24 protein-coding genes are annotated in these 22983 nt (G+C 61.7%); 14 read left to right on the forward strand and 10 right to left on the reverse strand.

The window, feature by feature from the left end; all coding sequences use genetic code 11:
- A partial coding sequence (locus tag R3355_RS14135; protein WP_318961750.1) for an electron transfer flavoprotein subunit beta/FixA family protein occupies positions 1 to 583 on the forward strand: 583 nt, incomplete at its 5' end.
- Entirely contained in the window at positions 583 to 1512 is a 930-nt protein-coding gene (locus tag R3355_RS14140) for an electron transfer flavoprotein subunit alpha/FixB family protein (RefSeq protein ID WP_318961752.1), read from the forward strand. The genes R3355_RS14135 and R3355_RS14140, both read left to right, overlap by 1 nt.
- A 66-nt stretch (positions 1513 to 1578) precedes the next feature.
- On the opposite strand, the gene R3355_RS14145 is transcribed toward R3355_RS14140, so the two are convergent.
- Positions 1579 to 2517, reverse strand: coding sequence for an alpha/beta hydrolase (locus tag R3355_RS14145; RefSeq protein WP_318961754.1), 939 nt, complete (start codon positions 2515 to 2517; stop codon positions 1579 to 1581).
- 114 nt (positions 2518 to 2631) lie between these two features.
- On the opposite strand from R3355_RS14145, the gene R3355_RS14150 reads away from it, so the two are divergent.
- The 7 genes from R3355_RS14150 to R3355_RS14180 all read left to right on the forward strand — a co-directional run bounded on the left by R3355_RS14150 (position 2632) and on the right by R3355_RS14180 (position 9532).
- Positions 2632 to 3459, forward strand: coding sequence for a substrate-binding periplasmic protein (locus R3355_RS14150; protein WP_318946503.1), 828 nt, complete (start codon positions 2632 to 2634; stop codon positions 3457 to 3459).
- Between the two features lie 39 nt (positions 3460 to 3498).
- The gene (locus tag R3355_RS14155; RefSeq protein WP_413243520.1) at positions 3499 to 3822 is read left to right on the forward strand and encodes a DUF4398 domain-containing protein; all 324 of its coding nucleotides are present in this window, start codon (positions 3499 to 3501) and stop codon (positions 3820 to 3822) included.
- Complete coding sequence (locus R3355_RS14160; RefSeq protein WP_318961757.1) at positions 3822 to 4637, forward strand: OmpA family protein; 816 nt, start codon at positions 3822 to 3824, stop codon at positions 4635 to 4637. Before R3355_RS14155 ends, R3355_RS14160 begins: the two co-directional genes overlap by 1 nt.
- Before the next feature lie 347 nt (positions 4638 to 4984).
- A complete protein-coding gene (locus tag R3355_RS14165; protein ID WP_318961758.1) occupies positions 4985 to 6424 on the forward strand; it encodes a PLP-dependent aminotransferase family protein in 1440 nt (479 codons plus the stop codon).
- An 80-nt stretch (positions 6425 to 6504) separates the two neighbouring features.
- On the forward strand, positions 6505 to 8229 hold the full coding sequence (locus R3355_RS14170) for a VWA domain-containing protein (protein ID WP_318961760.1): 1725 nt from the start codon (positions 6505 to 6507) through the stop codon (positions 8227 to 8229).
- A gap of 2 nt (positions 8230 to 8231) precedes the next feature.
- A complete protein-coding gene (locus tag R3355_RS14175) occupies positions 8232 to 8828 on the forward strand; it encodes an RNA polymerase sigma factor (RefSeq protein WP_318961761.1) in 597 nt (198 codons plus the stop codon).
- Positions 8825 to 9532: a hypothetical protein gene (locus R3355_RS14180; RefSeq protein WP_318961763.1), complete on the forward strand. Its 708-nt coding sequence runs from the start codon at positions 8825 to 8827 to the stop codon at positions 9530 to 9532. Before R3355_RS14175 ends, R3355_RS14180 begins: the two co-directional genes overlap by 4 nt.
- On the opposite strand, the gene R3355_RS14185 is transcribed toward R3355_RS14180, so the two are convergent.
- Complete coding sequence (locus tag R3355_RS14185; protein ID WP_318961765.1) at positions 9529 to 11976, reverse strand: acyl-CoA dehydrogenase; 2448 nt, start codon at positions 11974 to 11976, stop codon at positions 9529 to 9531. The two genes, R3355_RS14180 and R3355_RS14185, sit on opposite strands and share 4 nt — an antisense overlap.
- A gap of 340 nt (positions 11977 to 12316) precedes the next feature.
- On the opposite strand from R3355_RS14185, the gene R3355_RS14190 reads away from it, so the two are divergent.
- Positions 12317 to 12973, forward strand: coding sequence for a transglutaminase family protein (locus tag R3355_RS14190; RefSeq protein ID WP_318946495.1), 657 nt, complete (start codon positions 12317 to 12319; stop codon positions 12971 to 12973).
- A gap of 91 nt (positions 12974 to 13064) precedes the next feature.
- Here R3355_RS14190 and folE read toward each other — a convergent pair whose 3' ends face one another.
- Both folE and R3355_RS14200 read right to left on the reverse strand, forming a co-directional pair.
- Complete coding sequence (gene folE / locus R3355_RS14195; RefSeq protein WP_318946494.1) at positions 13065 to 13613, reverse strand: GTP cyclohydrolase I FolE; 549 nt, start codon at positions 13611 to 13613, stop codon at positions 13065 to 13067.
- Positions 13614 to 13705: 92 nt separating this feature from the next.
- Positions 13706 to 14047: a helix-turn-helix domain-containing protein gene (locus R3355_RS14200; RefSeq protein WP_318961767.1), complete on the reverse strand. Its 342-nt coding sequence runs from the start codon at positions 14045 to 14047 to the stop codon at positions 13706 to 13708.
- A gap of 54 nt (positions 14048 to 14101) precedes the next feature.
- Between R3355_RS14200 and R3355_RS14205 the strand changes: the two genes are divergently transcribed.
- The gene (locus R3355_RS14205) at positions 14102 to 14653 is read left to right on the forward strand and encodes a carboxymuconolactone decarboxylase family protein (protein ID WP_318961768.1); all 552 of its coding nucleotides are present in this window, start codon (positions 14102 to 14104) and stop codon (positions 14651 to 14653) included.
- On the opposite strand, the gene R3355_RS14210 is transcribed toward R3355_RS14205, so the two are convergent.
- The 3 genes from R3355_RS14210 to R3355_RS14220 all read right to left on the reverse strand — a co-directional run bounded on the left by R3355_RS14210 (position 14654) and on the right by R3355_RS14220 (position 16629).
- Complete coding sequence (locus tag R3355_RS14210; RefSeq protein ID WP_318946491.1) at positions 14654 to 15226, reverse strand: Smr/MutS family protein; 573 nt, start codon at positions 15224 to 15226, stop codon at positions 14654 to 14656.
- Between the two features lie 251 nt (positions 15227 to 15477).
- Positions 15478 to 15798, reverse strand: coding sequence for a hypothetical protein (locus tag R3355_RS14215; RefSeq protein WP_318946490.1), 321 nt, complete (start codon positions 15796 to 15798; stop codon positions 15478 to 15480).
- A gap of 234 nt (positions 15799 to 16032) precedes the next feature.
- Positions 16033 to 16629 (reverse strand): cysteine hydrolase family protein, encoded by a 597-nt coding sequence (locus R3355_RS14220; RefSeq protein ID WP_318961770.1) that lies wholly within the window; start codon positions 16627 to 16629, stop codon positions 16033 to 16035.
- 158 nt (positions 16630 to 16787) lie between these two features.
- Between R3355_RS14220 and R3355_RS14225 the strand changes: the two genes are divergently transcribed.
- Positions 16788 to 16925, forward strand: coding sequence for a hypothetical protein (locus R3355_RS14225; RefSeq protein WP_318946488.1), 138 nt, complete (start codon positions 16788 to 16790; stop codon positions 16923 to 16925).
- 30 nt (positions 16926 to 16955) lie between these two features.
- Here R3355_RS14225 and nhaD read toward each other — a convergent pair whose 3' ends face one another.
- Complete coding sequence (gene nhaD, locus R3355_RS14230; RefSeq protein WP_318946487.1) at positions 16956 to 18245, reverse strand: sodium:proton antiporter NhaD; 1290 nt, start codon at positions 18243 to 18245, stop codon at positions 16956 to 16958.
- Between the two features lie 178 nt (positions 18246 to 18423).
- On the opposite strand from nhaD, the gene prmB reads away from it, so the two are divergent.
- Positions 18424 to 19344: a 50S ribosomal protein L3 N(5)-glutamine methyltransferase gene (gene prmB / locus R3355_RS14235; RefSeq protein ID WP_318961771.1), complete on the forward strand. Its 921-nt coding sequence runs from the start codon at positions 18424 to 18426 to the stop codon at positions 19342 to 19344.
- A gap of 130 nt (positions 19345 to 19474) precedes the next feature.
- On the opposite strand, the gene R3355_RS14240 is transcribed toward prmB, so the two are convergent.
- On the reverse strand, positions 19475 to 20101 hold the full coding sequence (locus R3355_RS14240) for a LysE family translocator (protein ID WP_318961773.1): 627 nt from the start codon (positions 20099 to 20101) through the stop codon (positions 19475 to 19477).
- Between the two features lie 69 nt (positions 20102 to 20170).
- Positions 20171 to 21520: an NCS2 family permease gene (locus tag R3355_RS14245; RefSeq protein WP_318946484.1), complete on the reverse strand. Its 1350-nt coding sequence runs from the start codon at positions 21518 to 21520 to the stop codon at positions 20171 to 20173.
- A 633-nt stretch (positions 21521 to 22153) separates the two neighbouring features.
- Between R3355_RS14245 and R3355_RS14250 the strand changes: the two genes are divergently transcribed.
- Positions 22154 to 22924, forward strand: a complete 771-nt coding sequence (locus R3355_RS14250) for a GntR family transcriptional regulator (RefSeq protein WP_318961774.1) — start codon at positions 22154 to 22156, stop codon at positions 22922 to 22924.
- The last annotated feature ends 59 nt before the right edge of the window (positions 22925 to 22983 follow it).

Raw genomic sequence — 22983 nt, forward strand, 5'->3', positions numbered from 1 at the left:
CGAAATCGTCGTGGTGTCGATTGGTCCGACTGCCGCTCAAGAGCAGCTGCGTACCGCTCTGGCGTTGGGTGCTGATCGCGCCATTCTGGTCGAGTCGAATGACGAGCTGAATTCCCTGGCGGTGGCCAAGCTGCTCAAGGCAGTGGTCGACAAGGAGCAGCCGCAGCTGGTGATCCTTGGCAAGCAGGCGATCGACAGCGACAACAACCAGACCGGCCAGATGCTGGCGGCGCTGAGCGGTTATGCACAAGGCACCTTCGCCTCCAAGGTCGAAGTGGCTGGCGACAAGGTCAACGTGACTCGCGAAGTCGATGGTGGCCTGCAGACCGTGGCGTTGAATCTGCCGGCGATCGTCACCACCGACCTGCGTTTGAACGAGCCGCGCTACGCCTCTCTGCCGAACATCATGAAGGCCAAGAAGAAGCCGCTGGAAGTGCTCACCCCGGACGCCCTGGGTGTTGCCACCGCTTCCACTGTGAAGACCCTGAAAGTCGAAGCGCCGGCTGCCCGCAGCGCCGGGATCAAGGTCAAATCGGTGGCTGAACTGGTCGAGAAACTGAAGAACGAAGCGAAGGTAATCTAATGACTATCTTAGTTGTTGCAGAACACACTAACGCTACCCTGGCCCCCGCCACTCTGAACACAGTTGCTGCCGCGCAGAAGATCGGTGGCGACATCCACCTGTTGGTCGCCGGTAGCGGTTGTGGCGCAGTGGTTGACGCCGCGGGCAAAGTCGCTGGCGTGGCCAAGGTCCTGGTGGCCGACAACGCCGCCTTCGCCCATCAGCTGCCGGAGAACGTTGCACCCCTGGTAGCCGAGTTGGGTAAGGGTTACAGCCACATCCTGGCTGCCGCCACCAGCAACGGGAAAAACATCCTGCCGCGGGTCGCCGCTGCGCTGGACGTCGATCAGATCTCCGAGATCATCGCCGTGGAAAGCGCCGACACCTTCAAGCGGCCGATCTATGCCGGTAACGCCATCGCCACCGTGCAATCGTCGGCGGCGGTCAAGGTGATCACCGTGCGTGCCACCGGGTTCGACCCGGTCGCGGCCGAAGGCGGCAGCGCTGCCGTTGAAGCCGTGGCTGTTGGCGGCGACGCCGGCAAGTCGGCGTTCGTCGGTGAAGAGCTGGCCAAGTCCGATCGTCCGGAACTGACCGCAGCCAAGATCGTCGTATCCGGCGGCCGTGGCATGCAGAACGGCGACAACTTCAAGCACCTCTATGCGCTGGCCGACAAGCTCGGCGCGGCAGTCGGTGCCTCGCGCGCCGCGGTCGACGCCGGTTTCGTGCCCAACGACATGCAGGTCGGTCAGACCGGCAAAATCGTCGCACCGCAGCTGTATATCGCCGTCGGTATCTCCGGCGCCATCCAGCACCTGGCCGGCATGAAAGACTCCAAGGTGATCGTCGCGATCAACAAGGATGAAGATGCGCCGATCTTCCAGGTTGCCGATTACGGCCTGGTGGCGGATCTGTTCGACGCTATCCCGGAGTTCGAGAAACTGGTGTAAGCCGGCTTCCCCTGCTCCATGAAAAAACCCGCCTTGAGCGGGTTTTTTCTTGTGGGCGATTTGGCGTTATTCACGCTCTGCTGCGACGCTGTCCAGGAATGCCTGGTAATGCTCGGCGGTTTCCCGGGGGCGTTCGAGCATGGGCGCGTGCCCGCAGTTCTGCATGACCACCACGCTGGGCCGTTGTAGCAGCGGGCGCATGACCTCGATACTGGAAACATGCAGAACCCTGTCCTGGGCGCCCCATAGCAGTAGCGTCGGCGCCTGGATCTTCGGCAGTACGGGTTCGAGCGGAATATAACGACTGACCAGTTGGGCGAACACCTGCTCGTTATGCATGCTGTTGGCGACGCTTCTTTCAGCCAGCGCCTGCTTCAGACGCTCGGGCATACTTGGCACTTCGACGAAAATGAACGCCAACAACTGCTCGAACTGTTGCGCTGTTTTCACGATCAGCGGGTTGGGTTCGCCACGTTCGAGACGCTCGATCAGCTCGCTTTTCTGTGGCGAGTCGATGCCGGCATTGCCGAGCAGCGCCACCGACAGGATCTGCTCGGGATAGCGTGCAGCATACAGGGCACTGATATGGCCACCCATCGAGCTGCCGATCAGGTGCAGTTTTTCGATCTGCAAGGCTTGAGTGAACGCGGCGAGGCGCTCGGCTTGGGTGCCAACATCGTAACTGGCGTAGGGCTTGCTGCTGTCGCCAAAGCCGGGCAGGTCAAGGGCGATTACCCGGTAGTTTTCGGTGAAGTAGCGGGCGTAGTGCAGCCAGTTGTCCTTGCTGGCACCGAAGCCGTGGACCATCAGAATGGTTTCGCCGTCGCTCGGGCCGCCCTGGTAGTAATGAATGCTAAGATCGCCGACAGTCACCCGCTTGGCGCTGAGATCCGCCTGTTGCAGTGCGACCAGTTGCACAGTGGCCAGCAGCGCGGCGGGGCAGAGATAGAGCGTCATTGCAGAGCCGCCGAGCAACAGTATCAAGCCGAGAATCAGTTTTTTCATGGCGCGCCCTTATCGCGAATTATTATTGAGCCGGTTGTACGCTAACATGCAGTCGGCATTCACCCGTGTTCGCATGCCCAGAAAGCCCATCAACAGTTCAGCCGAGAAATCGCCATGCTCGAACGTGGTTTGTTGAAATCCGTATTGCTTTTGCTTGGCGTGGCGCTGTTGCCAGGGTTGAGTGCTGCCGCCGGCAAGTGTGAGCGCCTGGTCGCCACCGGTAATGCCGAGTATCCGCCTTATTTGTGGCGTGACCCGCAGAATCCGCAGCAGTTGATCGGTGCCAATGCCGACTTGCTCAAGCATTTGGCCAAAGAGTTGGATCTGGTGATCGATGTGATCTACACCGGGCCCTGGTCTCGCGCCCAGGACGAAGTGCGCACGGGGCGGGTCGATTTGCTCGCGGGTGCTTTTCTGACCTTGCCACGCCTGGAAAGCATGGATTATGTGCACCCGGCGTTTTTCTTCACCCCTAGCGTGGTCTGGGTGCGTAAGGGCGCGGAATTTCCCTATGCCAGTTGGGCTGACCTGCATAGCCGCACTGGCAGCACATTGGTGAATAACAGTTTCGGTCAGCAGTTCGACGCCTATGCCAAGGCCAACTTGACCCTGGAGGGGGTGTCCAGCTTGACTCAGGCATTCCGGAAGCTGTTGTTGGGGCGTAGCGACTACGTGCTCTATGAGCGTTTTCCTGGTTTGGCGCTGGCTGCAGCGCAGGGCATCGAGGACGAGTTGCTGGTGCTGGATCCGCCCGTTTCCAGCGAGGGCTTGTACCTGACCCTGTCGCATAACTCGGCATGCAACGACCCCTGGCTGCGCGGACAACTGGCGAAAAAGATGACAGAATCGGTCGCTGCCGGCCTGCCGGAAACCTTGCTGCAGCACAATCTATTGCGCTGGGAAGAGCAGCAGTTGCAACCCGCAAGCGTCCCGAATCCGTAGGAAGTTTTTTTTGTGATTAATCGTTTTTCATGCGCCGCAATGGTGGCGCTGAGTTTGACCGGTTGCGCCAGCGATCCGGCGCCGACCGAGCAATTGCGCCTCACCGAGCAAGCTCTGACGCAAGCCAAGGCTGTTGGTGCCGATGAGCAAGTGGCTGAACTGGCAATGGCCGAAGCCAAGTTGCAGCAGGCGCTATCTGCCATGCAAGGTAACGCTTTCAAGGAGGCGCGCATGCTTGCCGAACAGGCCGAACTGGATGCCCGCCTGGCGGAAGCCCATGTGTTGACGCAGAAGAGTCAGGATCAGCTGAACGAACTGAATAACCAGATCAATCGCCTGCGCAAGCAGTTGGGGGAGCGGTGATGAATGCTCGGCCTCGGCTGCTGGGAGGCGCTCTGTTGGCGTTGCTGCTGGGTGGTTGCGCGGGTTCGCAGCAGCAGAGCAGCAGCGAGGCACTCGAGAAGGCCCGTAGCGGCTTTCAGGCGGTAAAGGAAAATTCCGATGTGCTGCGCAGTGCCCCGAAAGATGTGATCCGTGCTGGCGAATCCCTGGCCCGTGCAGACCGCTTGTCGAGCTATTGGGGCAGTACGGATGACGTTAGCCATTACGCTTACCTCAGCCAGCGTTACAGTGACATCGCCGGACAAAACAGTGCCTTGAGCCTGAATCAGGAGCGGGCGGTCAAGCTTGAGTTGGAGCGCCAGCGCCTGCAACTCGCCCTGCGCGAGGCCAAGTTGCTCAGTGTGCAGGAGCAGAGCAACTGGCTGGAGGAGCAGATGGTCAGCCTGGCAACCAGCGAAACCGAGCGCGGTTTGGTGATGACCCTGGGCGATGTGCTGTTCGATGCCGGACAGGCCAATCTGAAAGCGTCGGCCAATCGCACAGTACTGAAGCTGGTGCAGTTCCTGCGGTTGAACCCGCGCCGGGTGGTACGCATCGAGGGCTACAGCGACAGCCGTGGCGACAAGCTGGAAAACCTCGAGCTGTCCCGCGCACGGGCGCAAACCGTCGCCGATGTCTTGATCGATCTGGGCATCGATAGCAAGCGTATCGAAGTTCAGGGCCATGGCGAGAGCTTCCCGGTGGCGGAGAATGCTTCGTCCATGGGCCGGGCGCAAAACCGCCGGGTCGAGATCGTATTCTCCGACGAGCAGGGGCGTCTGGGTTTGGCACGCTGAGCCAAGCATCATTCAAAGCCCTGGCGCGCCTTTTACTGGTCATGTGCCAGTTATGCGTTCATGGCACAACGTAGGGTGGGCTTCAGCCCACCAGGGGCGGATTTAGCGGCGCTGGGCTAAAGAGGAGCGCCGCCCGGCTCACCCTTCAATGGCGCTCGATTTTTTCACAACCTCATACTCGCCCTACAGGGTGCCAACAACTCCAATAACAGTTGGCTCCTTGGTGAATTGATCCCATACAGTCGCTGGCGGATAGCCGCTGTTTCGTCCACAATTTATGGAACTGTACCGGTGCACTTTCGGTTCGCCGGGTTACTGTAACGGTTCAATAAAGCGGGAAGGCGGCCATGACCAGTCTGTTGCTCTATCAGCGTATCGCCCAGCAATTGGCAGAAGACATCCGCCGCGGCGTCTATCAGCCGGGAGAGCGGGTGCCGTCGGTGCGCAAGATGAGCTCGCAGCTCAGCGTCAGCCATGCCACGGTGTTGCAGGCGTATGCCAACCTGGAGGACCAGGGCCTGATCCGCGCGCGCCCGCAATCCGGTTTCTACGTGCACCAGACCCCGGCCTTGACCGCGCCGACCCCGGATATCGCCCGGGTCGAACGTCCCAGCTTGGTGACGCGCAGCAGCATCATCAATCAGATCCTCACCGAGTCGCGCCGTGAAGGGGTATTCCCTCTCGGCGCGGCAGTGCCGCATGTCGACTACCTGCCGGTGCGCGCCTTGCATCAGCAGTTGGCCAAGGTCACCCGCTTTCAGAGTCCGCGCGCCTTCAGCTATATGTTCAGTCCGGGTTTCGAGCCGCTGCGTCGCCAGGTGGCGATCCGCATGCGCGATGCCGGCGTAGTGGTCGACCCCTCCGAGGTAGTTATCACCCACGGCTGTGTGGATGCGCTGCAGATGTCTCTGCGGGTGCTGACCAAACCGGGGGATTTGATCGCCACCGAGTCGCCGACCTATTACGGCCTGCTGCAATTGGCCGATCTGCTGGGCTTGAAAGTCATCGAGATTCCCAGCGATCCAAGCACGGGGATCAGCCTGGAGGCGTTGCAACTGGCGGCCAGTCAGTGGCCGATCAAGGCGCTGGTGCTGACCGCACGCCTGAGCAATCCGCTTGGCGGTAGCATCCCCGAACCGCGGCAGAAGCAGTTGTTGCGCCTGGCCGGAGATTTCGATATTCAGATCGTCGAGGACGACATCTACGGCGAACTGATGTTCGAGCAAGGCCCGATCAAGGCGCTCAAGTCGCATGACCGTGAAGGGCGGGTGGTGTATTGCTCGAGCTTCTCCAAGACCCTGTCGCCCGGGGTACGCATCGGCTGGATCATCGCCGGCAAATACCAGGAGGAAATCCAGCGGCTGCAGACCTTCAGCACCCACTCGGCCTGTAGCGTCACGCAGATGGCGGTGGCCGCCTATCTGGAGAACGGCGGCTACGACCGTCACCTGCGCTATATCCGTCAGGAATACCGCAAGAACCTCAGCGCCTTCCAGCTGGCGATCCAGCAGCACTTCCCCGAAGGCACGCAGATGACCCGGCCCAACGGCGGCTTCATCCTCTGGATCAGCCTGCCGGTGCGGGTCAACACCAAGGACTTGCACGTGCGCGCCCTGCAGCAGGGCATCAGCATCGCGCCGGGGCTGATCTTCAGCAACACCGAGCAGTTCAATCACTGTGTGCGCCTGAATTGTGGCATCCCCTGGAACCGCGAGGCCGAGCGGGCCCTGATGACCCTGGGCATGCTGGCCAGCCAGTTGTGTCAGGAGGCGACGGCGAGTAGCTGAATGACCTCGCGATTAACCCGAATCGGTAAGGCGTTGCGTCTACCAGGGCGAAGAGCTTTTTCGCCCCAAGGAGATGCGTCATGTCGAGGATTCGTGCGTTACATCCACAACCGTTGCTGCAGGGTTTTTCCGGTAGCCTGCTGCTGACCCTGGTCGCCTGCAATGCCGCACAACCGGAGCCGCCGCAGAGTCATGTTGCCGATCGGCAAGAGATAGTCGCGGTCCTTGAGCAATCCCAGGCGTCGCCGCGGGCGAAAAAAGCCGAGTTGCGGCGTGATGCCGCCAACGCTGCGCTGTCGGTGGCGGGGCAGCCTGGTGCGCCTATGGCGGATCATCTGCCGCCGGCGTACCGCGTGCAATACCGCGAGCAGTATCAGAAGTTGGCCGACAACCCTGTGCACGCGGTAGCGGAAACCCCGGTGTCGACCTTCAGTATCGATGTCGATACCGGCAGCTACGCCAACGTGCGGCGTTTCCTCAATCAGGGCCAGTTGCCGCCGACCGAGGCGGTGCGCCTGGAGGAGCTGGTCAATTATTTCCCCTATGCCTATCCGCTGCCGACCGGCGATACGCCCTTTGGCGTCGGCACCGAGTTGGCGGTGACGCCGTGGAATCCGCAGAGCCGGCTGCTGCGTATCGCGATCAAGGCCTCGGATATGCAGGTTGCGCAGCTGCCGCCGGCCAATCTGGTGTTTCTGGTAGACGTCTCCGGTTCGATGGACAGGCGCGAAGGCTTGCCGCTGGTGCAGAGCACCCTGAAGTTGCTGGTCGGGCAATTGCGCGCCGAGGACAGGGTTTCCCTGGTGGTCTATGCCGGTTCCTCCAGTGTGGTGCTGGAGCCGACCGCAGGCAGCGACAAGGCCAGGATCCGTGCGGCCATCGATCAGTTGCGTGCAGGCGGTTCGACGGCTGGCGAGTCGGGTATCCAACTCGCTTATCAGCAGGCCCAGCAGGGTTTTATCAAGAACGGCATCAACCGCATCCTGCTGGCCACCGATGGCGATTTCAATGTCGGCATCAGCGACTTCGAGACGCTCAAGCAACTGGCGGCCGACAAGCGCAAGAGCGGGATTTCCCTGACCACCCTGGGCTTCGGCACCGATAACTACAACGAGCGGTTGATGGAGCAATTGGCCGATGCCGGCGATGGCAATTACGCCTATATCGACAACCTGCGCGAGGCGCGCAAGGTGCTGGTCGATCAGCTCGGCTCGACCCTGGCCACCGTCGCCAGCGATGTGAAGATCCAGGTCGAGTTCAACCCGGCTCAGGTCAGCGAGTACCGCCTGCTCGGCTATGAAAACCGTGCGCTGAAGCGTGAAGACTTCAGCAACGACAAGGTCGATGCCGGCGAGATCGGTGCTGGCCATACCGTCACCGCGCTCTATGAGATAGTCCCGGCTGGCAATCAGGGCTGGCTGGAGCCGCTGCGCTACCAGCAGGCGGAAAAAGCCGCCGGCAAGCAGGGCGAACTGGCGCTGCTGCGCATCCGTTACAAGGCGCCCCAGCAGAGCAGCAGCCGCTTGCTGGAAATCCCCATCGAGGCGCAAGGCAACGTCCCTGCGATTGCCCAGGCCAGCGAGGATCTGCGCTTCGCCGCCGCCGTCGCCGCCTTTGCCCAGCAGCTGAAAGGCGCACGTTACACCGGCGATTTCGACCTGACTGCCAGCGCTGAACTGGCGCGCAGTGGCAAGGGCAAGGATCGCTTTGGCCTGCGCGGCGAGTTCGTGCAACTGGTCGAACTGGCGCAAAGCCTGCAAACTCCGTCTTCACTTCCCGCACCCAGCGCTGCCAAGGTCGACTAAGCGTGACTGCCCATCCTGTTGCCCCCCCGCCCGACGAAGACGACGCCGACTTGTTGCGGCGTTATCGCCAGGGCGATGCCGAGGCTTTTGCGCTGCTTTATCAGCGCCATCGCCTCGGCCTGTTCCGTTTTCTCTGTGGCCTGTGCGGCGACCCGACGCTGGCTGAGGAGGTATTCCAGGACACCTGGATGAGCCTGATCCGCAGCCAGTCGCTGCAGCGCGAGGCGGTGCTGTTCAAGACCTGGCTGTACCAGATCGCACGCAATCGCCTGATCGATCACTGGCGCAAAACCGGCCGCCAGCAGGGCAAGCATGAGGCGTTCGACGAGCAGCTGCATGACCGGCCGTGCAGCGAGACCAACCCTGAGCAGCAGCTCAGCTTGAGTCGCGATCAGGAGCGCCTGCAGGCCGCGCTGGCCGATCTGCCGGCCGAACAACGGGAAGTCTTCCTGCTGCGCGCCCACGGCGATCTGGAGTTGCACGAGATCGCCGAGCTGACCCGCACGCCGGCGGAAACGGTAAAAAGCCGTTTGCGCTATGCGCTGCAGAAATTACGTCGGCTGCTGGCTGACCCGGCCGCCGAGGAGTTATCCGCATGAACCGCGATCAACACGAGCCAGATGAGCAGGCGTTGCTCGAGCACTTTCGCGCCCAGAGCCAGGCTGAGCCCAGTGCCGAGCTGGACGCGCGCATCCTCGCCGCGGCCCGCGCCGCGCAGATATCGAGCACGCCAAGCTGGAGTCAGCGCCTGCATGCCTGGTTGTTCGGTCAGGGTGGTCGGCAGCGCTGGTCGCTGGCGCTGGCCGGTTTGGCCTGCGTCGGCATCGGTGTGAGCCTGACCTGGCGTACGCTGGAGCAAACGCCCGATAACCTTGAGGGGTCAATGCCGCGGGCCGTAATGGCCCCGGCCGCGCCCATGGCCGATACAACAGCGCCGCCTGTTCCGGCGCGCGAACAAGCGGCAGCGCCGGCCATGCAGCGTTACGCCGAGCCGCGGCAAAAGGCCGAGAAGAAACAGTCAATGTCAGTCCTGATGGAGGACGCGGGCAAGCAAGCACCTGGCGCGACCGAAGCCTTGGCCGATGCCCCCGTGCCCAGTGCAGAGCTGCCCATGGCGGAGGAATCTGCGCCACAGGCCAGCATGGCGGTCAAGCCGGATGCGGAGAAAGCGCTCATGCAGCTGCTCGACCTGCGTCGCGCCGGCAAGGCGCAGGAGGCGCAGCGCCTGCAACAGCATCTGCAGCTGGAATACCCGCAGATGGATATCGAGGCGCAACTCGAACGACTCGAGAAGAGCCGCTAACGTACCTTGCCGCGGCTTAGTTTCAGTTCTTCCTTGGCGAAGTCGTCGACGTCGATCACCACGCGCCGCGCGGTTTCGGCTTGATGCAGGCTCAGTGCTTCTTCTGCAGTGAGGATGCCGGCACCAACTGCGGTATCGATCAGGCTGTGTCCCGGTGCTTCCTGCACCAGACCTTCCTTGAGCGCCTTGTCCAGTTTCTTCTGCAGGGGTTGCGCGTTTTGCAGCAGGTCCATCGCCTGCTGCAGGGCGGCCACCGGGTCGTTCTCCGCTTGCGGTCGGTAGCAACCGGCGAGCAACTCTTCCAGGGCTGGATCGCCGCTGTTGCGTCCGATGATCTCGGCGACCTGGGCATCCTGTGCGTCGCTTGGGCCTTTGTGTCGGCGGCCGAAGGGGAAAACCAGTACACGCAGGACATAGCCGAGCAGTTTGCTCGGGAAGTTGCTGAGCAGTTCATCCAGCGCCTGTTCGGCATGGCCCAGGCTTTCTTCCATGGCCCAGCACAGCAGCGGGCGCGAATGCGCCGGGTAATCCAGGTCGTGGTAGCGCTTGAGCGCCGCCGAGGCCAGGTACAGATGGCTGAGCACGTCACCCAGGCGTGCTGACAGCCGCTCGCGGCGTTTCAGTTCGCCGCCCAGCAGCATCATGCTCAGGTCGGCAAGCAGGGCGAAGGCTGCAGCCAGGCGATTGAGGGCGCGGAAGTAGGGGCGGCTGAGGTTATCGCCCGGTACCTCGCTGAAGCCGCCCAGACCGAGACTGAGGATCAGGCTGCTGGCCGCGTTGCTCACGGCGAAGCCGATGTGTTGCAGCAGCAGTTGATCGAACTCCAGCAGCGCTTGTTCCTTGTCTTCGCGACCGGCCAGGGCCATTTCCTTGAGTACGTAGGGGTGGCAGCGGATCGCGCCCTGGCCAAAGATCATCAGGTTGCGCGAGAGGATGTTGGCGCCTTCCACTGTGATGAAGATTGGTGCGCCTTGCCAGGAGCGCGCCAGGTAGTTGTTGGGGCCCATGATGATGCCTTTGCCGCCATGCACGTCCATGGCGTGGCTGATGCACTCGCGGCCACGCTCGGTCAGGTGGTATTTGAGAATCGCCGAAAGCACCGAGGGTTTTTCGCCCAGATCTACCGCGTTGGCAGTCAGGATGCGTGCGCTGTCCATCAACCAGGCATTGCCACCGATACGGGCAAGGGCCTCCTGAATACCTTCGAAGGCCGCCAGCGGCACATTGAATTGCTCGCGTATCTGGCTGTACTGGCCCGTGACCAGGCTGGTGAATTTGGCCGCGCCCGTGCCTACTGCCGGGAGGGAGATGGAGCGGCCGACCGACAGGCAGTTCATCAGCATCATCCAGCCTTTGCCGAGCATGTCCTGGCCGCCGATCAGGAAATCCAGCGGGATGAACACGTCTTTCCCCGAGTTCGGTCCGTTCATGAAGGCGGCGCCGAGTGGCAGATGACGGCGGCCGATTTCCACCCCGGGCGTGTCGGTTGGCACTAGGGCCAGGCTGATGCCGAGGTCTTCCTGCTCGCCGAGCAAGTGATCCGGGTCGTAGGCCTTGAATGCCAGGCCGAGCAGGGTCGCGACCGGACCCAGGGTGATATAGCGCTTTTCCCAGGTCAGGCGCAGACCGAGCACTTCCTCGCCTTGCCACTGACCCTTGCAGATGATTCCGCTGTCCGGCATGGCCCCGGCATCCGAGCCGGCCAGCGGGCCGGTGAGGGCGAAGCAGGGGATGTCATCGCCACGGGCCAGGCGCGGCAGGTAGTGCTGGCGCTGCTCGTCGGTGCCGTAGTGCAGCAGCAACTCTGCCGGGCCGAGGGAGTTGGGCACCATCACGGTGGAGGCCAGGTCGCCGCTGCGGGTGGCCAGTTTCATCGCCACCTGGGAGTGGGCATAGGCGGAAAAGCCCTTGCCGCCATATTCCTTGGGGATGATCAGGGCGAAAAAACCGTGCTGCTTGATGTGTTCCCAGGCCTTGGCCGGCAAATCCATCTGCTGGCCGATTTGCCAGTCGCTGACCATGGCGCAGAGTTCTTCGGTGGGGCCGTCGAGAAAGGCTTGCTCCTCCTCGCTCAGTTGCGCCTTGGGGTAGGCCAGCAGTTTGTCCCAGTCCGGGCGGCCGCTGAACAATTCGCCATCCCACCAGACTGTGCCGGCTTCGATGGCATCGCGCTCGGTATCCGACATGGGTGGCAGCACCCGCTGAAACCAGGCGAACATGGGGGCGCTGAACAGTTTTCGCCTTTGTTCCGGCAGCACCAACGGTAGCGCCACCGCCAGAAGCAATAGCCAGAAGACAGCCAGCAGCCAGGTGGGTGCATGGCTGAACAGGCCCATGAGGACCAGGTAGGCGGCCACCCCGCCGAGAGCGGGCAGCGGTGCAGTGCGGCGGTGGGCCATGTAGGCCGTGCCAACCAGCAGAACGAGTAACCAGACAACGAGCATGCAAAATCCTCCATGACGACGGGCTGGAATGAACCAGTGATGAGAGCTTGTGAAAAAACTCTCGCCTACTGCGACCGCCCCCTGGCGTCCGCTGCTGGCGTTGCGCTACGCGAAAGACGGGGGTCATTTAGCTCACTAAACTTCCCCACTTTTCGCGTAACGCGCCTTGCCGCGAACACCCGGAGACGCTCTCGCTACGGCGTTCGATATTTTCACAATCTCTGAGTTTAGCCGGCATCCATACAAAGATGGCCGCAAGGGCGCCGAGCTTGGCCGGAGTGTCGTGACACGCGCTCGCGCGGCGTCGTTAGACTGGGTGTTCTACCACGGAGAACCATCAATGCGTGAATTCCTGGAGCCCGGCCGCTGCATCGATAGTGACCACCCTGCGCTGGTGGAGTTCGCCGAAAAGTCGCGCGGCAGCAGTCGCGATCCGGTTGAGCAGGCGGTCAGGCTGTATTACGCGGTGCGCGATGGTATTCGCTACAACCCTTATACATTCAGTCGTGATCCGCAAACGTTGAAAGGTAGCCATGCGCTACTCAGTGGCGAGAGCTACTGTGTGCCGAAGGCTACGCTGCTGGCGGCTTGTGCGCGGCATTGCGGGATTCCCGCGCGAATCGGTCTGGCCGATGTGCGTAACCATTTGGCCACCCCGCGGCTGCTGGAACTGCTGCGCAGCGAGGTGTTCGCCATGCACGGCTATACCGAGTTGTATCTGCAGGGGCGTTGGGTCAAGGCTACTCCGGCTTTCAATCTGGAGCTGTGCCGGCTATTCAAGGTCGCGCCGCTGGAGTTCGATGGGCTTGGCGACAGCGTGTTCCATCCATTCAACCGGGAGGGCCAGCGTTACATGGAGTATCTGGTCGACCATGGCCGCTTCGCCGACGTGCCGCAAGAGCTGTTCTTCAGTCATTTGGCGGCGGTCTATCCACATTTGTTCGGCGAAGATGCGCCGCTGCTTGTGGGGGATTTTCAGGGCGAGGCCGCGCATTAGAGTCTGCGTCCGACCCACCCTGCACAAGACGGGTCGTCTGCATCTGGCTGAAAATTGTCGCTAGCCAGGTTTGCTCATGGCGTGGAGCTGATCAGTTATTGATCAGGCTGAGAAATTCGCTACGGGTGGCGGCGTTGTCGCGGAATTCGCCGAGCATCACCGAGGTGACCATCGAGGAGTTCTGCTTTTCCACGCCGCGCATCATCATGCACATGTGCTGGGCTTCGATCACCACGGCGACGCCAAGGGCGCTGGTCACTTGCTGGATGGCTTCGGCGATCTGCCGGCTGAGGTTTTCCTGGATCTGCAGGCGGCGGGCGTACATGTCGACGATCCGCGCGACCTTGGACAGGCCGAGCACCTTGCCATTGGGGATATAGGCGACGTGGGCCTTGCCGATGAACGGCAGCAGGTGGTGCTCGCACAGCGAATACAGTTCGATGTGCTTGACCAGCACCATTTCACTGTTGTCGGAGCTGAACAGCGCGCCGTTGGTGACTTCTTCCAGGGTCTGCTGATAACCGCGGCAAAGGTACTGCATGGCCTTGGCGGCACGCTTTGGGGTGTCGACCAGGCCTTCTCGGGACGCGTCTTCGCCAAGTTGGCCAAGAATCGCGGTGTAATTTTGTTCCAGGGTCATGATCTTCCTGTGGCACTGACGGCTGTGAAACGGATATAGGTGGGCAGACGCGCAGGGTAGGGCGGCGCTGCCGGGCTGGCAAGAGATCGACCTCAGTTTTCCTCGGGCGGCTCCAGATTGGCGGCCCAGCTTTCGGCCCATTGGGTCAGCGGCAGGAACTGCTCGATCAGCTCCATGCCCACGCGGGACAACTGGTAGCCCTGGTCGCCATTTTCCAGCAAGCGCGCCTCGCGCAACTCGTTCAGGCGGGTATTGAGCACCGAAGGCGACAAACCTTCGCAGCGGCTTTGCAGCTCACGGAAGTTGGCCGGGCTCTGGTGTAATTCCCAGAGGATACGCAGGCTCCAGCGTCTGCCGAGCAGGTCGAGCAAGACCATGATCGGCCTGCCGGTGCTGGAGCCGCGAACCCGTTGCCCGGGTTTTACTACGTTCATCAGGTCTCCTTGCTACGTTTTTAGTAGCTTGACAGCCCGATAGGAGATTTGCCTATGAACAGCCCGCGTATTCAGCCAGCACCACCCCCTTATGCTCCTGAGATTCAAGCGGCGTTCGACCGGATAATGCCGCCCGGTGTACCGCCCTTGAGGCTGTTCCGCAGCATGGCGCATAACCCGCGGGTGTTGCAGCGCTTTCTTGCCGGCGGCTTGCTTGATCGGGGCAGCATCAGTCTGCGTGAGCGCGAATTGCTGATTCTGCGCACCAGCGCAATCTGTGGCGCCGAGTACGAGTGGGGCGTGCATGTCGCGGCCTTCAATGGCAAGGCCGGCTTCAGTGAGCCGCAACTTGCCGATACCTGCGCTGCCAGCACCAATACAAGCCTGTGGAACGCTGCGGAGCAGGCGCTGCTGGCGTTGGCCGATAGCCTGCATGCCGGTTCGACGGTGGACGATGGGCTGTGGCAGCGGCTAGGCGAGCATTACCGCGAGGAGCAGTTGATCGAATGCCTGCTGCTGGTGGGGCTCTATCATGCGGTGTCGTTCGTGGTGAACGGCCTGCGCGTCGAGCACGAAGCCCATGCGCCGCGTTTCCCCGCTCGATAGCTATTCGTCGCGGCCATCCAGCATGGTGCGTTTGAGTATCACGTACACCGCGCCGGTGCCGCCATGCTTGGCCAGGCAGGAGGTGAAGCCAAGCACCTGCGGGTGCTGGCGCAGCCAGGTGTTGACGTGGCTCTTGATCATCGGTTTGCGCCCGTCCATGCGCACTGCCTTGCCGTGGGTGATGCGCACGCAGCGCACTTCCAGCTTGCTGGCCTCGGCAAGGAACTCCCACAGGGTGTCGCGGGCCTTTTCCACGGTCATGCCGTGCAGGTCGAGGCTGCCGTCGAAGCTGATCTGGCCGAGTTTGAGCTTGCGCATCTGGCCTTCCTGCACGCCATTGGCGACCCAGTACAGCGGGTCTTCGGCGCCGACGTCGATGACGAACTGGTCGGACAGACCGTCGACTTTTACCGTGTCCACGCGCAGGGTCGCCGCTTGGCGCAGGCTGGCCAGATGTTTACGGTCGGGCTTGGCTTTGCCGGTATCGGCGCGGTCGTGCTTGATCGGCTTGACGCCGCGCAACTCGGCCTTGAACAGGGCGCTGTCGTTGTCTTCTCTGCTGTCGTCTTGCATCTGGGCCTCCGCGAAGGCCGCTAGTGTAACCAAGGCTGAGAGCTTGTGAAAAACTCTCGCCTACTGCGACCGCCTTCAGGCGCCCGCTGCGGCGTTGCGTTACGTGAAAAGCACGGTCATTTAGCTCACTAAACTCCTCTGCTTTTCACGCCGCGCGCCTTGCCGCGAACACCTGGAGACCGTCTCGCGACGGCGCTCGATATTTTCACCAGCTCTGAGGTTTAGTGCGGCATCGATCGATGGGGCGGCCGTCAGTCGCGTTTCTTCATCAGGTGCGGCGCCATGCTCAAATCGCTGGAGCGGCGCAGGCGGCGTCGGCACATGCGCCACACCGCGATACCGGCCCACAGCAGCGACAGGCCTACCACCAGGAGTGTGGCCGCTGCGCCGGTCGAGTCGTTCAACGCGCCAAGCGTCGGCGCCCGGCCGAGCAGGCTGGCTGCGCCGGCCATCGCCAGCAGCACGCCGAAGGCGGCAAACAGGGCTGCCAGTATGGCTGCGAAGCGCATGCGCCAGTTGCTCGCCCCACGTGGGCGCAGGCGGCGAGCATCGAAACCATCGGATAACTTCATTCCGATTTCCTCAGTGAGTATCGGCGGTAAGACCGGCAGATGGTGTGGTGGTTCCGGCGGGATGCCAAGCCTGGCGGCAGGATGTGACCTGGTCTGGGTTTGCTCATCGTCCGCCTCAGAGGTTGTGAAAATATCGAGCGCCGTAGCGAGAGCCTCTCCGTGCATTCACCTAACGCAACGCCAGCTGCGGGCGCCTGGGGCGGTCGCAGTCGGCGAGAGTTATTTCACCGCCGCTTAGATCAGGGCGCTGGCTTGCGCCACCACCGCCGCGAAGTTGTCAGCCAGGGCGATGATCTCCGCGCGGTGCATGTCGGCGGCGCTGATGACCTTGCCATCCAGTGTTGGCAGGTCGCGGGTGGCGCAGGCGGCATCGACCACCGTACAGCGGTAGCCGTAGTCCTTGGCCGCGCGCACTGTGGTGCTGATGCTCGAATGGGTCATGAAGCCGCAGACGATCAGGTCGAGGTGGCCAAGCGCTTGCAGTTGGTCATGTAATTCGGTCCCGGAGAAAGCGTTGGGCATGCGTTTCTCCACCACGATCTCGCCGGGCAGTGGGGTCACCTCAGGCAGGTGGTGGCCGCGGGGGCCGCGGGGGTCGAGCAGGCCGTCGGGAATGCCCAGGTGCTTGACGTGGACGATGGCGGCGCCGGTGTTACGCGCGGCGGTCAGCAGTTTGGCGATCTCCGCGAGTGCCGGATCCAGCCCAGGCAGTTGCAGCACGCCGCTGCGGTATTCCTCCTGAGCATCGATGATCAGCAGGGTCGCATTACCCAGGGTGGCGGGGGCATGGCTGCGCCCTGTGAGCTGAAACAGGCTTTGTGGATGAGACATGACGGGGGCTCCTCGCTGGCGCGGACGACAGCGTTCATTGTCCGCTTGTGTGACGCTGCTGTGAACCTCTTCGGCGCGCAGCCTTGCGCGCTAGCGTGGCGACGAACAGAATCGAACCTATCCAGAGGGTCTGGAGTCGTACGCAAAAGGAGTTGCTTATGGATCTGCTATCACTGTTTTCCGCACATTTCTGGCTTTTGTTCGCCTTGGCGGTTTCCATCGCGGTATTTCGCGAGCTCAGGCGTGTGCCGAATGAACCGTCCTCGCGCGCGCCGCGGCGCAAGAAAACCGAGTGAGCGCCCGGCCGGTCGCCGGGCGCTGCTCGGTCAATGCAGGCCGAAGACCTGGAACTGCAGGTACCAGATGCCCAGCGAGCCGAAGAAGTTGACCAGGATGGCCGGCAGGAACTTCAGGTGCACGCCAAAGCTGTAGCTCTTGTCCAGCGACATGGCCATGACCCCGGCGGCCGAGCCGACCACGGTCAACGAGCCGCCAATCCCGACCATCAAGGCGTTCAGTGCCCACTGATCGAGGCCCAGTTGCGGGTTGGACATCAGGGCGGCAGCTTCGACCGGCACGTTATCCATGACCCCGGAGGCCACGCCGAGAATCACATTGACCCCGGTTGGGCTCATGACCTCGAACAGTTGCGAGATATAGGTCAGCCAGCCGACGTGGTTGAGGCAGGCCACCGAGGTGATGATGCCGATAAAGAACAGCAGGGCATTCCATTCGACCTTCTGCAGTTGGTCCTGCCAGGGCAGCTCGATGCCGCGGCGCATCAGCAGCCAGGCGTAGAGCGCGACCAGGCCCAGGCCGATGCCGATGGCGAACTCGATGCTGACCTTGAGCAGGATGTTGCACAGCACCGCACCGACCACAGCGAAGAAACCAACGATGGCCAGGCCGGCACCGCCGGGTTTGAGGCCGGTTTCCGACGCATCGGCCAGGCGGATCAGAGCCTGGCCATCCAGCTTGCGCAAGTAGAAGAAATGCAGGGTGGCGGCGAACAGCAGCCAGCCGATCAGTGCCGAGGGAATCAACAGCAGCAGTCCGGCGATGCTGATCTTGCCCGCCAACACCACCATCAGGCTGGTCGAGGTGCCGAGAAACCACACGCCGCTGTTGGACGCCACGACGATGTTGCACAGCGCTACATGGGTATAACGCTGGTTGGTCGAGATGCTTTTCACCGTTTTGCCGAAGATCATCGCGGTGGTGATGTTGTTGAGAAACGGCGAGAGCAGCGCCGACAGGGCGCCAGTGGCCCAGAACATGCCTTTGGCACCCAGACCCTTGCGCATCAGGTAGCCGTTGAGCGCGGTAAACACATTCCGCTCGTTGAGCAGTTCGACCACCATCCACATGAACGCCATGAAGGCGATCAGGCCGAACAGTTCTTCCTTGGTCTCGCTTTGCGCGTGGAGGAAATACTGGAAACCGTTGGGATCGTTGATGGCGTAGTGGGCGCCGATGACGATCAAGCCGGACATCATGAACATGGCCGGCTTGAATTTATCCATCTCCAGTTGTGCTTCAAAAACGATAAGCGTCATGCCAAACAGGAATATCGCCAGCACGAGCAAGCCCGTGAGCGAGAAGGGTTCTATGACCATTTGGGGTGGATCTCGGAAGGAAGGGGTAGGGAAGGGTTGAGAATTCGTTACAAATTATATCGAAGCCCCTGGCGCGCGGGCAGTAGCCGGAGCTCGACTGGGCAGATTTATTTTCGCCTCCGCGTGCAAGGCGGGTGGTTCGGCTAAACTGCGGCGACTTTTTCCAGGAGAGACTCTCGTGACTGCAGTGCCTACCCGTCTACGTACCCTGCGTGATTACATCCGCTGGGCAGTCAGCTGTTTCAACCGCGAAGAACTGTTCTTCGGGCATGGCAGCGACAATGCTTGGGACGAGGCGCGCCAGTTGGTGCTGGGTGCGGTGCATCTGCCCTGGGAAATCGCCGACAGCTACCTCGACTGCCGGCTGGAGGATGACGAGCATGCACATCTGCAAGCCTTGCTCAAGCGGCGCATCGAGGAACGCATACCGACCGCCTACCTGCTGGGCGAGGCCTGGTTCTGCGGCCTGCCATTCATCGTCGACGAGCGCGTGCTGATTCCGCGCTCACCGATTGGCGAGTCGATCGAACAGCATTTCTATCCCTGGCTGCCCGAGGAACCTGCGCGGATCCTCGACCTCTGCGCGGGCTCCGGCTGCATCGGCATCGCCTGCGCCTACGAGTTCCCCGAGGCCGAGGTGGTCTTGGCTGACCTGTCGTATCAGGCGCTGGAGGTGGCCAACCAGAATATCGAGCGGCATCAGCTGGATGAACGCGTCTACACCGTGCAGGGCGATGGTTTTGATGGGTTGCCGGGGCAGCGCTTCGACTTGATCGTATCCAACCCGCCCTACGTCGATGCCGAGGATTTCGCCGACATGCCGGCCGAATATCAGCACGAGCCGGCCCTGGGTTTGGCGTGTGGCGAGGATGGTTTGAATCTGGTGCGGCGCATGCTGGCCGAAGCGGCCGATCATCTGACTGACAAGGGCTTGCTGATCGTCGAGGTCGGCAACAGCCAGGTACATGTCAGCGCCCTGTACCCGGAAGTCGACTTCACCTGGCTGGAGTTCGAGCGCGGCGGCCATGGCGTGTTCCTGCTGGCGGCCCAGCAGTGCCGTGAGCATCAGGCGCTGTTTCGCCAGCGTCTTGCCGGCTGATGGAGCTGCCTCGACGTTAGCGCACCCGGACCCAGCAGCGTTGCTGGGGTAACGCGGGCTGTTGACGGTTGTGCTGCGGCGCGCTCAGGGATTGTGAAAAACTCTCAGGTGCGCCGCCACCGGCTTGGTATCAGCGGCTCAACAACGAGGCCGCGCCAGCGCCGCCAAACAGGGCTGCGCTGACCCGGTTGAACCACGCCTGGCCTTTGCCCGAACGCAGGTAGCGCGCCGCGCCGCGGGCGCTGAGGCCATAGAATAGTTTGCAGCTCAGATCGAGCACCGCCCAGGTGGCGATCATCACCAGCAGCTGGGTCGGCATCGGCCGTTCGGCGCTGATGAACTGTGGCAGGAAGGCGGCGAAGAACAGGATGTCCTTGGGGTTGCTGGCGCCCAGGCCGAAGGCCTTCCAGAACATGCTGCGAAAGCTCGGATTGACCGGCTGTTCTTCGGTGCCGGTCGGCTGGACGGCCTGGCGCGAGGCCTGCCAGCTCTGCCAGGCGAGGTAGAACAGGTAGAGTGCGCCGACGATCTTCAGGGTGCTGAACAACTGCTCCGAGGCCAGCAGCAGGGCGCCGAGGCCGAGCGCCGAGGCGCTGAGCAGGCAGATCGACGCCGACACGCCGCCGATAAAGGCCGGCAGCGAGCGGCGCAGGCCATAGTTCAGGCTGTTGCTGACCATCAGCAGCGACAGTGGTCCGGGAATCAGGATCACGATCAGCGCGGCGCTGCTGAACAGCAGCCAGGTTTCCAGGCTCATTGCACGTCACTCCAGATACGGGAAAGCCCCGGCGGATAAACGCCGAGGCCGGTTGCTACCTGATTCTCCTTAGAGGAAGGCGAACTTGGCGATGAATATGATGCACAACACATACAGGCTGACGGAAACCTTGTCACGCTGGCCGGTCAGCAGCTTCAGTGTGGCGTAGGTCAGAAAGCCCAGGGCAATGCCGTTGGCGATGGAGAAGGTCAGCGGCATCATCACCACGGTGACGATCGCCGGGATGGTATCGGTCTGATCTTTCCAGTCGATATGCGCCATGCCGCTCATCATCAGCATCGCCACATAGATCAGCGCGCCGGCGGTGGCGAAGGCGGGAATCATTCCGGCCAGCGGGGCGAAGAACATCGCCGCGAGGAACAGTACGCCGACTGTGACCGCGGTCAGCCCGGTACGCCCGCCGGCGGCAACGCCCGAAGCGCTTTCCACGTAGCTGGTCACCGGTGGGCAACCGACCAAAGAGCCGACCACGCTGGAGGTGCTGTCGGCTTTCAGGGCCCTGGACAGGTTCTGGATCTTGCCGTCTTCATCGACCAGGTTGGCCCGGTGCGCCACGCCCATCAGGGTGCCGGCGGTGTCGAACATGTTGACGAAGAGGAAGGCCAGAATCACGCTGATCATCGCCACGTTGAAGGCCCCGGCAATGTCCATGGCCAGGAAGGTCGGCGCCAGGCTTGGCGGCATCGACATCAGGCCGTTGTACTCGACCAGACCCATGGCCCAGCCCAGGGCGGTGACGCCGAGCATGCTGAACAGGATGGCGCCGAACAGGTTGCGGTGACTGAGTACCGCGATCAGCAGAAAGCACAGCGCGGCCAGCAGCGCGGTCGGTTCGCCGAACGAACCCATGGTCAGCAGGGTGGCTGGGCTGTCGACGACGATGCCGGCGGTTTTCAGGCCGATCAGCCCGAGGAACAAGCCGACCCCGGCGCCCATGGCGAAGCGCAGGCTCATGGGGATGCTGTTGAGCAGCCATTCGCGAATGCGCGACAGGCTCATGATCATAAACAGGATGCCGGAGATGAACACTGCGCCCAGGGCGATCTGCCAGCTGTAGCCCATCTCGCCGACCACCGTATAGGTGAAGAAGGCGTTCAAACCCATGCCGGGTGCCAGGCCGACCGGCCAGTTGGCGTACAGGCCCATGAGGAAGCAACCCAGCGCCGCACCGATGCAGGTGGCGACGAAGGCCGCGCCGTGATCGACCCCCGCGCTGGCCATTATGCTGGGGTTGACGAAGATGATGTAGGCCATGGTGACGAAGGTCGTCAGGCCGGCCAGCAGCTCGGTTTTGATGGTGGTGCGGTGTTCGGTCAGCTTGAAGAAGCGATCGAGCAGGCCAGGTTTGACCAACCCTTGGACGTGAGTCGCCTGTTGTTCTTGTTTAGCGCTTTCCACAGTGGGTACTCCTCATCTCTCTTGTTGTGTACCACCCAGAGTCGTTATTGGCACGCTTCGGCTCTCTGAGGTAGGTGGTGCGTTTAGGTGTGCTCACTGGGTCAGTTGTTGACCGAAAGGTCAGAAAGCTACACTGAGGCGATTATGCTGTTGTATACAAAAAAAGCAATTAATGTTTTCTATTTTCGCTGCGGGTGTCCGCTAACTATCGTAGGCCGGGCAGTATCGCTACCAGTGGGGAAAATGCCAGCCGTATACCCTTTAAAATCTATTTGAATCAAATAGATAAAAGATCAACTGAGCGCTTTTCGGCATTCGTTGTGAGCGCTCATAGCGCTGGCATAAGCGCCGTCGATGGAGTCTTAAGCTGATTTTTGGCAACAAACCCGCTTCTTATAAGAAATTAATTTAGGAGCATCAGGCCGCTGGTGAGAGTGGCCAGCAAAGCTGGGGCGCTGAGTTTCGATCAGGCCGTGTCGCAATGGGCATACAGAATCTGTGCGAATTGATCGAATTGTGTACAATGCGTCGGTATTTTCCCTGTTGTTTTTCACCACATACTGCTTGCCAGTCACCGGGTGAATAGCAGTAGGGTTCTCTGAACAGGCCGAACCTCTTTAGACGCGAGCCAGAATGAACGAGCAATTGCAGCCCCTCAAGAAGCAGCCGGGTACCGGTAAAAGCAGCCATAGCGGGACTCAGGACGATGTCGTCTACGCGCATATCTTCGACGCCATTCTCGAACAGCGCCTGGCGCCTGGTACCAAACTGAGCGAAGAAGCCCTCGGCGAAATCTTCGGCGTTAGTCGCACCATCATCCGCCGCGCCTTGTCGCGCCTGGGTCATGAAAGCGTCGTGCTGCTACGACCCAATCGTGGTGCGGTGGTAGCCAGCCCGAGCGTGGATGAGGCCCGACAGATTTTCTATGCACGGCGCATGGTCGAACGCGCGATTACCGAATTGGCGGTGGTGCATGCCACGGTCGAGCAACTGGCCGAGTTGCGACAGATGGTCAAGGACGAGCAAACCTGCTTCTCCCGTGGCGACCGTGGTGCGGGTATCCGCCTGTCCGGCGAGTTCCACCTGAAACTGGCCGAGGCGGCGAAGAATGCGCCGCTGATCAGCTTCCAGCGCAGCCTGGTGTCGCAGACCTCGTTGATCATCGCCCAATACGAAAGCGGCAGTCGTTCGCATTGCTCCTACGACGAACACAACCAGTTGATCGATGCCATCGAGGCCCGCGATGCGGTCAAGGCCGTGAGCCTTATGATGCATCACATGGACCATATCGACAGCAAGCTCAACCTCGACGAAGAGAGCGCCTCTGACGACCTGCACGCGGTATTTTCGCATCTGATGCAGACCGGCAAGAAAAAGCCGGGGCGCATGGCCCCCTCTCGCTAGTCGACTATTGTAGGAGCGGGCCATGCCCGCGAAGCAGACAAAACAAAAAGCTTCACGGG

It is taken from the genome of Pseudomonas sp. (assembly GCF_033723075.1).
GTDB lineage: Bacteria > Pseudomonadota > Gammaproteobacteria > Pseudomonadales > Pseudomonadaceae > Aquipseudomonas.

Bases quoted from the DNA above. Each gene is read 5' to 3' on its own strand.
- R3355_RS14140 (WP_318961752.1), top strand. From the start codon at position 583: ATGACTATCTTAGTTGTTGCAGAACACACTAACGCTACCCTGGCCCCC.
- R3355_RS14145 (WP_318961754.1), bottom strand. From the start codon at position 2,517: ATGAAAAAACTGATTCTCGGCTTGATACTGTTGCTCGGCGGCTCTGCA.
- R3355_RS14150 (WP_318946503.1), top strand. From the start codon at position 2,632: ATGCTCGAACGTGGTTTGTTGAAATCCGTATTGCTTTTGCTTGGCGTG.
- R3355_RS14155 (WP_413243520.1), top strand. From the start codon at position 3,499: ATGGTGGCGCTGAGTTTGACCGGTTGCGCCAGCGATCCGGCGCCGACC.
- R3355_RS14160 (WP_318961757.1), top strand. From the start codon at position 3,822: ATGAATGCTCGGCCTCGGCTGCTGGGAGGCGCTCTGTTGGCGTTGCTG.
- R3355_RS14165 (WP_318961758.1), top strand. From the start codon at position 4,985: ATGACCAGTCTGTTGCTCTATCAGCGTATCGCCCAGCAATTGGCAGAA.
- R3355_RS14170 (WP_318961760.1), top strand. From the start codon at position 6,505: ATGTCGAGGATTCGTGCGTTACATCCACAACCGTTGCTGCAGGGTTTT.
- R3355_RS14180 (WP_318961763.1), top strand. From the start codon at position 8,825: ATGAACCGCGATCAACACGAGCCAGATGAGCAGGCGTTGCTCGAGCAC.
- R3355_RS14185 (WP_318961765.1), bottom strand. From the start codon at position 11,976: ATGCTCGTTGTCTGGTTACTCGTTCTGCTGGTTGGCACGGCCTACATG.
- R3355_RS14190 (WP_318946495.1), top strand. From the start codon at position 12,317: ATGCGTGAATTCCTGGAGCCCGGCCGCTGCATCGATAGTGACCACCCT.
- folE (WP_318946494.1), bottom strand. From the start codon at position 13,613: ATGACCCTGGAACAAAATTACACCGCGATTCTTGGCCAACTTGGCGAA.
- R3355_RS14200 (WP_318961767.1), bottom strand. From the start codon at position 14,047: ATGAACGTAGTAAAACCCGGGCAACGGGTTCGCGGCTCCAGCACCGGC.
- R3355_RS14205 (WP_318961768.1), top strand. From the start codon at position 14,102: ATGAACAGCCCGCGTATTCAGCCAGCACCACCCCCTTATGCTCCTGAG.
- R3355_RS14210 (WP_318946491.1), bottom strand. From the start codon at position 15,226: ATGCAAGACGACAGCAGAGAAGACAACGACAGCGCCCTGTTCAAGGCC.
- R3355_RS14215 (WP_318946490.1), bottom strand. From the start codon at position 15,798: ATGAAGTTATCCGATGGTTTCGATGCTCGCCGCCTGCGCCCACGTGGG.
- R3355_RS14220 (WP_318961770.1), bottom strand. From the start codon at position 16,629: ATGTCTCATCCACAAAGCCTGTTTCAGCTCACAGGGCGCAGCCATGCC.
- R3355_RS14225 (WP_318946488.1), top strand. From the start codon at position 16,788: ATGGATCTGCTATCACTGTTTTCCGCACATTTCTGGCTTTTGTTCGCC.
- nhaD (WP_318946487.1), bottom strand. From the start codon at position 18,245: ATGGTCATAGAACCCTTCTCGCTCACGGGCTTGCTCGTGCTGGCGATA.
- R3355_RS14240 (WP_318961773.1), bottom strand. From the start codon at position 20,101: ATGAGCCTGGAAACCTGGCTGCTGTTCAGCAGCGCCGCGCTGATCGTG.
- R3355_RS14250 (WP_318961774.1), top strand. From the start codon at position 22,154: ATGAACGAGCAATTGCAGCCCCTCAAGAAGCAGCCGGGTACCGGTAAA.